Source organism: Methanosphaera sp. (assembly GCF_016282985.1).
In the GTDB taxonomy this organism is placed as follows: domain Archaea; phylum Methanobacteriota; class Methanobacteria; order Methanobacteriales; family Methanobacteriaceae; genus Methanosphaera.
The window spans coordinates 1-10,861 of sequence record NZ_JAEELZ010000091.1 but is presented as its reverse complement, the minus strand read 5'-3'; the positions used below and the strand labels follow the sequence as shown (position 1 = coordinate 10,861).

Sequence of the window (10,861 nt, the reverse complement as noted above, 5' to 3'; positions counted from 1 at the left end):
GTATTATTTTAAATTAATTCAAATAATATTAATCCTTATAAGATAAGGAATTTATAATCATAATTAAATTTTTAAAAAAAGATAACTGTGACTATATAATTCTCATTATATAGAAATTATATGTTCATCACAATTTAAAAAAATATTTTGTTCTGTGGGTACAATTAATAGTTGTGTTAAAGTATAATATATATTATGGTCTATTTTTATTAAATTTTACATTATAATCATTAAAATTTAGTTGTTCTGAAAAAAATTTATTTTTTGATAATGATTCTAACAATGTCATGATCTTCCAAAACATGCTCTAATCCCACTTTTTGCCCAGGAAACTTAACAGATTTACCCCAAACTTTCGCATATTTGAAATTTTTTACAAAATCTCTGTGTAACTTATGAGCAACATCTTCAATTGTAGAACCTTTTCTTATAATCAATGGTTCATCCATATCAGCCTTTTTACCCTGTGGTTTCAAGTATAATCTAATTAAATCAAGATCAACAAAAATTCTTTCTTTAAGTTCTTCCATCATTATACCGTCATCCGCCGATACAAAGAGTGCATCAGGTAATTTTTTTCTTAGTTCTTCAAGTTGTTCCTTACTGGCTAAATCTATCTTATTAACAACTATGGTCATTGGTATGTATGCACGGTTAGGTTCCATTGCATCAATAAATCTGTCAATAGTAACGTCTTCTCTCAATACAACATCTGCACTATGAATACCATATTCACTAAGGATGGAATGTATGGTCTTTTCATCTAAATGAGTTAATTCAACAGTAGATACAATGTTTAATCCACCCATCTTTTTCTTAGAAACTTTCACTTCCGGCTTTTTTTCGTTAGGTCTTACTCCAATGTTTCTTACTTCCTCCAATATTACTTCCATATGTTCCGGTTGGAAGACATCCAAAACCATAATAATTAAATCAGCATTTCTGGTTGCGGATAAAATTTCACGACCTTTACCTTTACCCTTACTTGCACCCTTAATAATCCCTGGAATGTCTAAAATCTGAATTTTAGCATCTTCATATTCCATAATACCCGGAACAATATCTAATGTTGTAAATTCATATGCACCTACTTTAGAATTAGCATTAGTCAGGTAGTTTAAAATGGTGGATTTACCTACTGATGGGAAACCCAGTAGTACTGCCGTTGAATCTCCACTTTTTCTAACTAAAAATCCTTCCCCTTTTGTAGAAGAACTGTTACGTTTTTCTATTTTCTCTTTTAATTGTGCAATTTGAGCTTTTAATTTACCGATATGGTGTGATGTTGCCTTATTCTTTTGAGTTTTTTTAATTTCCTCTTCTATTTGTTTAATTCTATCTTCAGCTGCTGACATATTTTTCACACCATTTTATTTAATTAAAAAATTTTTATATAATACTAATAATATGTTTTTAATACTTTTTATTTTTTTTCTTTACAAATGTGTATACTCTTAATTTTTCCATTAAATACATAATTATTTATATTCTTTGTAATATACTACTCTATAAAGAATTTAACAATATAACCTTTATTTTAATAAAAATTAATTAAAATTCATAATTTAAATAAATCATATAATTTAAATATTGTTCTATTGGATTTTCTCATTTAATTAATGTTTTACATGGGTGATATAATGGCATACACTGTAACAATAGAAAAGGACTTAAATAAAAAATTGGAAGCAATCCGAAGCGTAAATTTCAAAGAATATACATTATTCTCCAAAAAAGTAGAAGAAATGCAAAATCAGGCAAGAATAATGAAAAACCATAAAACAAGATTTAATGCATTTGATAAACCGTTACAGGATTTCAAATGGATAGAATTTAATAATAAAATAATAGTATTCACTATTGACCCATTAAAACAAGAAATGCATTTATGTGATTATCTTCCAAAAGAAGAAGTATTTGAATAATAATCTTTATTTAATTATTTTTATATTTAAAAAAGTAAAAAAAATGAATAGTTACTGTTTATGCAACTATTTCTTTCCAAGGTTTAATATAAATACCTGACAATAAACCGTTTTCAGAAGAACTGTTAGTAATTAATGTTGAAAAAGTGTAAACAAGATTCATAAAACCAATTTTACCATTTTCTATTTCAACAAAACTTGGGCATGTTTTTGTTTCTGCTAATTTTGACGTAATATCTTCAGTAATTTTTATGTATTCTTCGTTACTTAGTAGAGTACTTTCAGTAATTGTTTCACTGGATACTGATGGTGTTTCAACCCATTTAAGTTCAACGTCACTTTTATCATTGTTGTTAAGTTTATTAACAGCAGTTATTAATAAATTAAATAAATTACCAATGGTAACTTCATGTTTATTTATTAAAATTTTACCAGGAACTCTTTTATTAACTTCAATCCATTTATTAAGTCTGTAACAAGCATCTTGTAAATCAGAAATGGATATTAGAATAGGTTCTGCTTTTTCTATAATAATTTTTGATCTTGCCATTGCCGGAGCAAAATTTTCATTTCCACCGTATATAACATCTAATGCATATTCAGGTTCATGGAAGCTACTGAAGTCTACTAATTGTGAAAATTTTCCATCTTCAATATTTGTATCAAATTTTGTTTCTTGATTAATTTTTACTGCTACTCTCCCACTTACAGGGTTATTTTCTTGATCAACAACATCAAATTCAATTTTAGCTTTTTCCCATTCTTTAACTATAATGTCTTCTAATTTAATTATTGCATCCATTTATTTCACCATAATACATTGTTAATTCATATGATAATGATAAAAATATTACTAAAAATTATCAGTATATATAACTATTATATTATATGTTTTTATTTGTTAAAATACTATGCTAAAAAAATCAGTGATTTAAAGAAAAGATTTTTAGAATATCCTATTTTTTTCTAAATTCATTTTCAAGTATTGAATATAAGTCAAGATTACTGTATGAACCGTCAAGATTTTTTTGACCATCCCTTAGTTTTCCTTCATAGGCCATGCCCGCTTTTTGCATAACTCTTTTTGAACCGATGTTCTCCTCATGACAGGAAGCATAAATTCTGTGAAAACCAACATCCTTAAAAGCATAGTTTAACACAGCATTGACGGCTTCAGGGATTATGCCCTTTTTCCACCATTTGCTACCTAAACTATAACCTAATTCTCCGGAATCATTGTCTTCAACATTAAAAATAGCTATTGAACCAACTATTCTATCTTCGTATATAATGGCCCATGAATAATGTTTTGGATTTTCAGAATACTGTAAAACATTAAAATTAACAAATTCCCTGCTTTTATCTAGGCTGTCATAGGGAATCCATGAAATGTATTTATGTACTTCTTTGTCAAAACCATAATTTTCATAAACTTCTTTATAGTCCTCTTTTTTAAAAGATCGTAAAGTTAAACGATCCGTTTTCAATGTTTTTGTTCCTTTATGTATCATATATCATACCGGCCAATAAAAATTATTATCAAGTCTAAAGAAATAAAAATTTTTTATTGTATATTATATAATATTTTTAATGATTAATATTTCTATTTTTGTTAAAATTTACAACTATTAATTATAATAATATTAAAATTATTTATACAAATTTCAGTAAATGATTTTCTATAAAAAATTTTTTTTTATATTGGGTAGCTGTTAGAATTGTATGATACAAGAGTATAGTAACTGATTTAATAGTGCTAAAAAAATTGTTAATGATCTTTTCATTATCTAAATGCCATCAAAAGACGATTTCTTCTTAAACCATCTAAAAAAAAGAGATTGGTGGGGAATATTATTGTTTTTTGCTTAGTAATTAAAGAAAAACATTTAGTTGTGAATTTATTTTAAAACAAATTTCTTAATTCCAATAACACTTAAAATTATTGCTATTATATAACCAATTAAAGAAATTAAAGGCATATCAAACACTCTTGGACCAAAAGAAACAACAGAAGAACCAATTATTAGTGCTGACACAAGTGCAACTATTGAAACCTTATCAGTAATATCAATTTCAAATCTAAACTGTAGTTCTTCATTTTCAATTTTATGAATTGTCCTTGTAAGAAGTTTTGGTAAGCTACGAAGCATATGCTCATAAAGAATAATGTTGCTTTTTTTACCTTTTAAAAACTGTTTAGGACTAATTCTTTGTTTGGCAATTTGGGAAGCAACAGGTTTGATTGATGCAAAAACATCAATTTCAGGGTCAAGATTATGTGCAACGGCTTCAATCATGGATAGACCTCTTGCCATAGTGACAACTTCATTTGGAAGAATTACTCCATACTCCTGCATAAGGCTAAGTAATGCTTCTAAAACACCATCGAACCTATTAAGTTGAACACCAAAGTATCTTCCGAATAAATCATTTAGGTCTCTTCTTAAAGTTTTTGTATCAATGTCATAATCCAATATGTCCATGTACATCAACTGGTTTATCAGTCCATCAACGTCCTGGTCTACAAATAATAGCATAACTTCAGAAAGATTACGTTTAAATTCTTCATCAAAGTATCCCATCATACCTAAATCAAGATAACACACCACGTTATCTTCTAAAATAAGAATGTTACCTGGGTGTGGATCTCCGTGGAAGAACCCATCAATGAATAGTTGTTGAAGATAAGATTCAAGGACATTTTTTGCTAATAGTTTTTTATCAAATTCATCGCCTTCACTCGCATAGACATCATTTAATTTTGTACCTTCAATAAATTCCATAGTTAAAACTTTTGAGGAACAGTATTTAGGATATGTTTCTGGAATATGAATATAAGGGTTGTCTTCGAAATTTGATTCGATACGTTGCATATTCATGAATTCGTTATTATAATCAATTTCTTTGTGAATAGAACGATCAAATTCTTCCATAATTCCAGGTAAATTTAATTTTCGAAGATCTTTATTCCATCTGTCTGCACGATCAGCAATGTATTTCATTATCATTATATCAAGGTCAATTTTATCTGTTATACCTTCTTTCTGAATTTTTACGGCAACTTTTTCACCAGTTACTAATTTTGCTTCATGAACCTGACCAATAGAAGCAGTAGCTAAATGTTCATGGGAAAATTCCTCGAACAATTCATTAATATTGCCGTTTAGTTCTCTTTCTACTATTGCCTTAACCTGTTCATAGGTTATTGCAGGATTATCATCCTGTAAGTTGGCAAGTTCATTGGCTATAGTTTCACCAACAATATCCGGTCTTGTACTTAATAATTGACCTAACTTAATAAAAGTAGTACCTAATTCCTGAAGCATCAATCTTAATTTTTCCGGAATTTCATTATCCAATAATATGTCAGAAGATTCTTCGTCATCATCTTTTGGGTGTAGTTTACTTTTTGCACTTTGGCCTAAAATTTTATCGAAGCCGTATTTTTTTATGACCTCTCGAATTTCCCTCAAACGTTCCTTAGTTTCTTTATCCATCATATTTTCCTCCACTTAAATTTTAATTACCTACTAACAATTTAGTATGAACGAAACAGAATATCTTTTTTATACTTATATTCTCTATAAATTTTTATTAGATTCTAAATTTTTTAGTGTAATATTTAAAAGTTGCTTTTTAAACCATATTTGATATTTTAAAATCAATATTATAAATAAAATTAATTCCATTCTTATAATCTGATTTTAACACTTTTTATTTAATTATTATGTAATGAAGATAATATATAGTTTATATAAAGGACTTTACAAAAATAAATTTAGTTTAATTTCGATATTTATGCATCGATTATAAATTTAGAAAAGATGGGGATGAAACTCATGGACAAAAGCCAGTTTACCCAGACAGAATTATATGCATTATTAACAGGCATTGCAACGGCAACATTAATAATAAGTAATATTCTGGCATTTAAAACATTCATGTTCTATGATATTATATTGCCGTGTGCCGTAATTATATTTCCTGTGATTTACATAGTTGATGATATACTTGCTGAGATTTATGGATTTAAAAAAGCTAGAAGAGTAATATATCTTGGATTTATTATGAACTTATTGGCAGTTGTATTATACACTATTGCAATAGCATTACCGGCTCCAATATTCTTTGAAGGATCGGAAGCATTTAGAATGGTACTCAGTAACAGTCCACGGGTTTTAATAGCAAGTTTTACAGCTTACTTTTTTGGTAGTTTACTTAATGCATATGTTATGGTGTATCTCAAAGAAAAAGCCGAAAAATATCTGTTCATCAGATGTATTGTCTCAACAATCTGTGGTGAGGGATTGGATGCAATAATATTCATTACAATTGCATTTCTTGGAACCATGCCAATTGAAGCTTTAATAGTTATGATACTTTCCCAAGCTACGTTCAAAACGGTTTATGAAATAATAATTTACCCAATAACGAAAATAATAATCAATTCTATCAAAAAATTACCTGAAAAATGAAATAATCTAAGAGGTAGGGTCGGTTTAAATTAAATTAGTGGACATACACAATATGATTTAACTGGTTATTAATCGTGTTTTTCCTGTTAAATTCAATCAATGTTTGAATAAACATCAAACACAACTTTTTTTTTGGATGCTTCCGAATAATGCGATGAAATTTAAAAAAATTAATTTTAGATAATTTATTAAAGGTTTTCAGGAGAGCCATTTTTAAATAAAAAATATTAAACTCTTTTACTAAAATATAATATTATGGCTAAATTAATAGATAAAAGCATCAGTTTTTTTAAAGATGAAACAGTATTTTCAATTTCATTACTTTTAGCTATTATATCCTGTTTCTTTGTGAAACCGAATAATAATTATATTAATTATATCAATTGGGAAACTCTCATATTGCTTTTTGTAATAATGATAATTGTTGAAGTTTTAAAGAATCTGGCAGTATTTGAGTTACTGGTTCGAAAATTACTGAAAAAAATTGGAAATACAAGGGGACTTGTTTCAATATTGGTTTTTATTTGTTTTATTAGTTCTATATTCATAACAAATGATGTGTCCCTGATTATATTTGTACCATTTTCTATTTTATCATTAAAAAAAGTTAAACGTGCAGACTTAATAGTTATCACGGTATGTTTACAAACAATAGCAGCCAATGTGGGATGTATGGTATTGCCGATAGGAGCGCCACACAACATTGTCATGTATACTACATCAAATATTTCTTTTGGATCTTTCTTCTTAATACTATTGCCATATGTCATTGTTTCCTTGATATTTTTAATAGCAGTATTATTGTTCATTCCAAAAGAGGATATTGCAATCCATAACATAGGTGAAATTCAGTTCAAAAGGAATCGTTTTCTTAAAAGAGTATTTAAAGGTGTTGACTATTATCTGTTATTGACATTCATAGCATTATTTGTACTAATCGGAAACTTGGAAAACATTGCATTTTTCAATACAATATTTAAAAATATAATAATTGGAAATGAAGTGGTGTGTGGGGTCATCGTATCTCAAATTATATCCAATGTACCTGCAGCAATGCTGCTCAGCGGTTTTAGCAACAACTATGAAGCGATTATTGTGGGAATAAATATAGGGGGCTTCGGTACTCTCATAGCATCAATGGCTAATCTTATCTCGTATAATATACTTGTACGGGAGTATAATGAATCCAAACTAAGGTATCTGTTAATATTTTCAGTCCTGAATATTCTATTACTGATTATATTGTTGGGGGTATATGCAATAACATAGTTTTGTCAGGATATAATCATTGACATGTTTATTACAAATTTATAATTATGAGAGGTTTTCTACAAAGCATAATATAATAAAGTTTACTGGGAAGAATGTGGATTTATTTTATATTGGTCTAGAAGATATTCTATTTTTTTTATAATTGTTTTATTTACTGGCAATATATTTTATTTTATTTTTAAAATCCATTATATCTATATTAAAACTTAATTTTAATTCCAATCTTTGAATTGGATTTCTGTTAATAATTTATTTAACTTATGGAGCAGAAAAATAGTTATATGTATTCTTTTATAATTTGTTGTTTATTATTAATCGCTTCGTATTTTATTTATGCGAAATGTATCGAAAAGATTGTTGGTGTTGATGAAAATCGTCAAACTCCTGTTTGGAGATTGGAAGATGGTGTAGATTACATGCCAATGTCCAGAATAAAACTGTATTTAGTTCATTTTTTAAATATTGCCGGATTAGGCCCTATTTTTGGAGCAATACAGGGTGCTTTATTTGGTCCGGTAGCATTTTTCTGGATAGTATTCGGAACTATTTTCATCGGTGCTGTCCATGATTTCTTTTCAGGTTTTTTATCATTAAGAAATGATGGTCTAACAATGCCAGGTATCATTGCAAAATATTTGGGACCTACAGCTCAAAAAATAATAGCGTTTATCACAGTTATTACAGGTATTCTTGTAGCATCCTCATTTGCAACAGGGTCTGCAAGTTTGCTGGTTAACTTAACAAACATTCCGTTACATATATGGTTAGCAATTATATTCGTTTACTTTTTAATAGCAACCCTATTTCCTATTGACAAGATTATCGGAAAAGTTTATCCTATATTTGGAATATTATTCCTTATAATGACGATATTGGTTATTGGATCATTAATCACAAACCCAGGATACACTATTCCTGAATTTACAACGCAAGGTTTATATTTAACGGATAAATCAATTTTCCCTTACTTATTTGTAACTATTGCTTGTGGAGCCATCAGTGGTTTTCATGCATCACAATCTCCAATTGTTGCAAGATGTATGAAAAATGAAAATGATGCGAGACCTGTATTTTATGGGGCTATGGTATTGGAAGGAATAACTGCTTTAATCTGGGCAGCAGCTCATTAGCATTTTTCCACGGACAACCACAACTAGCTGTTATCTATGGTTCAACACCGTCTGTTGCAGTTCATGAAATAGCATTGGCTTTACTTGGACCAATTGGGGTAGCTTTAACAGTAATAGGAGTAGTTGTATGTCCAATCACAACGGGAGATACGGCACTTAGAAGTTCAAGAATTACTTTATCAGATGAACTTCATATCAATCAGGAAAAATTAGTTTCAAGATTAAAATTAGCAGTCCCATTATTCCTAGCATCATATGCATTAACATTTGTAGACTTTACTTTGGTTTGGAGATACTTTGCATGGGCTCAATTGATAACGGCTGTTGCTGTTTTACTCTCTGCAACGGTGTATTTAATCCAGAAAAATAAACCATACATTATTACGTTAGCTCCAGCCATAGTATGTACTTTAATAACTTTTGGATATATATTACAAGTACCGGAAGGTTTAAGATTACCTTCAATGGTAGCTAACATCATATCTGTTATTGCTACGATTATAATCACAGCAATTTTCCTAAAAAAATTTAAAAAGTAAGTCCTGGTTTATATTTTGGAGGGTATTGTTTACAATTTCCTACATTCTATTTTTTTTGATTATTTAATTTTTATCATTTACTATGGAAATTTTAAGTAACACTCGAATTATTTTTTCATTTCTGATTCTAAACTATAATTATTAATACCTTTTTCATAATCCAAAGAGTACATCAATAAATTAATATTGGTTGATTTGATTTAGATTCATTTATAGAACACAATTTAAAAAAATATAGACAACAGCACGGTTAAATAATGTCATTTGTAGGGTTATAATGAAAAATTCAAATAGAATATTTGATTGGGAAAAGTAATTTTTTTAGATAAATTGTCTAATTATTCACTTATCTTGTAAATATTTACATGTATCCAGTACAATATCTCTTAATGTTTCTTGGTTGTCAATTTCATCAACCAAATACATTGTTTTAGCATTTTCATATGGGATGGCTTCCTGCATATTATATTTTTTATTTCCTTCCACTATTTTAACAAGTAATCTGTTATCATATATGCCACCAAACAATGTTCCATTGTAATAGAGCAAGTATTCTCCCATCATTGATCTGGATGTAATATTATCCAATAAACTTAATTGTTCTATAATATAGTTTTTATACTCATTTGTTGTTGCCATATATCTTCATCTCTAAAATAATTTTCATATTTTTTTTGATTTAATACTTTGTTTGGTTCGTATAATGTTTTTATAATGTTTACATAATTTTTATCATATTTTTATTTGATGATAATAGGTAATATATTTATATCTGTAGAATTCATAGTTTTAACTATATTTAAAATATAACATTAGTTATTATGTTTAAAAGACAGAACAATTTTGGATAAATATTAATAAACGGGAGAATATATTGTTATGAAATTTAAATCACTTTTTATGTTGGGGTTACTTCTTTTAACTCTTTGCAGTATATCGGCTATTTATGCAGATACATATGTTGTTGGAAATTCATCTTTTTCACTGCCTGATGGATATGCACTTTCAGAAAAAGGAAATCAGACTGTAATTTTTAATGATGAGTATGTTCTTACAATGTATGAAGGTCCAATTCTCACTCCGGATGTAGCAAAGAATAATCGTATCAAAAAAGGTTATCGTTTTCTTGGAGAAAGGGATTATGAATTTGACGGTGCTGAAATTAACCAGCAAAATTATAATAAAGATGGGGTAAACTCCTGTGTTTACACTTTCAAAAAGAATGGACAAACATATATTATTACATTAAATTTATTTGAAGATCAGATTATACCTGAATATGGTGAAAATCCGGTTACTCAGATAATTGACACACTGGAAACGGTTAGTTAAATGCTTAATATTCCAAAATTTATATTGTTATATTGTGGAAGATATGAAATGAATATAATTTAATATTTTTACAAAAACTTTTTTTTTTAATTTTTTTTTCGAAAAAAAAGAAAATTATATGATGTGGAGGTACTGTAACACAACTAAAACAATAATAATTATGATAGGTATGGTGATATATGCTATAC

At 28.0% G+C, this 10,861-nt stretch carries 11 protein-coding genes; 6 read left to right on the top strand and 5 right to left on the bottom strand.

Annotated features, from left to right (window positions below; all coding sequences use genetic code 11):
• Positions 1 to 257: 257 nt before the first annotated feature.
• Positions 258 to 1,355 (bottom strand): GTP-binding protein, encoded by a 1,098-nt coding sequence (locus tag QZZ11_RS05755; RefSeq protein WP_292474371.1) that lies wholly within the window; start codon positions 1,353 to 1,355, stop codon positions 258 to 260.
• A 285-nt stretch (positions 1,356 to 1,640) separates the two neighbouring features.
• On the opposite strand from QZZ11_RS05755, the gene QZZ11_RS05750 reads away from it, so the two are divergent.
• Positions 1,641 to 1,925 (top strand): hypothetical protein, encoded by a 285-nt coding sequence (locus QZZ11_RS05750; RefSeq protein WP_292474369.1) that lies wholly within the window; start codon positions 1,641 to 1,643, stop codon positions 1,923 to 1,925.
• A 58-nt stretch (positions 1,926 to 1,983) separates the two neighbouring features.
• On the opposite strand, the gene QZZ11_RS05745 is transcribed toward QZZ11_RS05750, so the two are convergent.
• The 3 genes from QZZ11_RS05745 to QZZ11_RS05735 all read right to left on the bottom strand — a co-directional run bounded on the left by QZZ11_RS05745 (position 1,984) and on the right by QZZ11_RS05735 (position 5,425).
• The gene (locus QZZ11_RS05745) at positions 1,984 to 2,727 is read right to left on the bottom strand and encodes a hypothetical protein (RefSeq protein WP_292474368.1); all 744 of its coding nucleotides are present in this window, start codon (positions 2,725 to 2,727) and stop codon (positions 1,984 to 1,986) included.
• Between the two features lie 154 nt (positions 2,728 to 2,881).
• Complete coding sequence (locus tag QZZ11_RS05740; RefSeq protein WP_292474366.1) at positions 2,882 to 3,436, bottom strand: GNAT family N-acetyltransferase; 555 nt, start codon at positions 3,434 to 3,436, stop codon at positions 2,882 to 2,884.
• Between the two features lie 387 nt (positions 3,437 to 3,823).
• The gene (locus QZZ11_RS05735; RefSeq protein ID WP_292474364.1) at positions 3,824 to 5,425 is read right to left on the bottom strand and encodes an AarF/ABC1/UbiB kinase family protein; all 1,602 of its coding nucleotides are present in this window, start codon (positions 5,423 to 5,425) and stop codon (positions 3,824 to 3,826) included.
• Positions 5,426 to 5,764: 339 nt separating this feature from the next.
• Here QZZ11_RS05735 and QZZ11_RS05730 point away from each other — a divergent pair, with 339 nt between their 5' ends.
• The 4 genes from QZZ11_RS05730 (at position 5,765) to QZZ11_RS05715 (ending at position 9,341) form a co-directional block, all read left to right on the top strand.
• Positions 5,765 to 6,400 (top strand): queuosine precursor transporter, encoded by a 636-nt coding sequence (locus tag QZZ11_RS05730; protein ID WP_292474362.1) that lies wholly within the window; start codon positions 5,765 to 5,767, stop codon positions 6,398 to 6,400.
• A 255-nt stretch (positions 6,401 to 6,655) separates the two neighbouring features.
• A complete protein-coding gene (locus QZZ11_RS05725) occupies positions 6,656 to 7,669 on the top strand; it encodes an SLC13 family permease (protein ID WP_292474360.1) in 1,014 nt (337 codons plus the stop codon).
• Between the two features lie 284 nt (positions 7,670 to 7,953).
• Complete coding sequence (locus QZZ11_RS05720; RefSeq protein WP_292474359.1) at positions 7,954 to 8,802, top strand: carbon starvation CstA family protein; 849 nt, start codon at positions 7,954 to 7,956, stop codon at positions 8,800 to 8,802.
• Between the two features lie 74 nt (positions 8,803 to 8,876).
• The gene (locus QZZ11_RS05715; protein WP_292474357.1) at positions 8,877 to 9,341 is read left to right on the top strand and encodes a carbon starvation CstA 5TM domain-containing protein; all 465 of its coding nucleotides are present in this window, start codon (positions 8,877 to 8,879) and stop codon (positions 9,339 to 9,341) included.
• A gap of 342 nt (positions 9,342 to 9,683) precedes the next feature.
• Here the strand turns inward: QZZ11_RS05715 and QZZ11_RS05710 are convergent, their stop codons facing one another.
• Positions 9,684 to 9,980: a TfoX/Sxy family protein gene (locus QZZ11_RS05710; protein ID WP_292474356.1), complete on the bottom strand. Its 297-nt coding sequence runs from the start codon at positions 9,978 to 9,980 to the stop codon at positions 9,684 to 9,686.
• Between the two features lie 240 nt (positions 9,981 to 10,220).
• On the opposite strand from QZZ11_RS05710, the gene QZZ11_RS05705 reads away from it, so the two are divergent.
• Positions 10,221 to 10,673 carry a hypothetical protein gene (locus QZZ11_RS05705; RefSeq protein ID WP_292474354.1) on the top strand — a complete coding sequence of 151 codons (453 nt, stop codon included), beginning with the start codon at positions 10,221 to 10,223 and terminating at the stop codon, positions 10,671 to 10,673.
• The last annotated feature ends 188 nt before the right edge of the window (positions 10,674 to 10,861 follow it).

Coding starts and splice junctions, on each gene's coding strand:
- QZZ11_RS05755 (WP_292474371.1), bottom strand. CDS start 1,355: ATGTCAGCAGCTGAAGATAGAATTAAACAAATAGAAGAGGAAATTAAA.
- QZZ11_RS05750 (WP_292474369.1), top strand. CDS start 1,641: ATGGCATACACTGTAACAATAGAAAAGGACTTAAATAAAAAATTGGAA.
- QZZ11_RS05745 (WP_292474368.1), bottom strand. CDS start 2,727: ATGGATGCAATAATTAAATTAGAAGACATTATAGTTAAAGAATGGGAA.
- QZZ11_RS05740 (WP_292474366.1), bottom strand. CDS start 3,436: ATGATACATAAAGGAACAAAAACATTGAAAACGGATCGTTTAACTTTA.
- QZZ11_RS05735 (WP_292474364.1), bottom strand. CDS start 5,425: ATGATGGATAAAGAAACTAAGGAACGTTTGAGGGAAATTCGAGAGGTC.
- QZZ11_RS05730 (WP_292474362.1), top strand. CDS start 5,765: ATGGACAAAAGCCAGTTTACCCAGACAGAATTATATGCATTATTAACA.
- QZZ11_RS05725 (WP_292474360.1), top strand. CDS start 6,656: ATGGCTAAATTAATAGATAAAAGCATCAGTTTTTTTAAAGATGAAACA.
- QZZ11_RS05720 (WP_292474359.1), top strand. CDS start 7,954: ATGTATTCTTTTATAATTTGTTGTTTATTATTAATCGCTTCGTATTTT.
- QZZ11_RS05710 (WP_292474356.1), bottom strand. CDS start 9,980: ATGGCAACAACAAATGAGTATAAAAACTATATTATAGAACAATTAAGT.
- QZZ11_RS05705 (WP_292474354.1), top strand. CDS start 10,221: ATGAAATTTAAATCACTTTTTATGTTGGGGTTACTTCTTTTAACTCTT.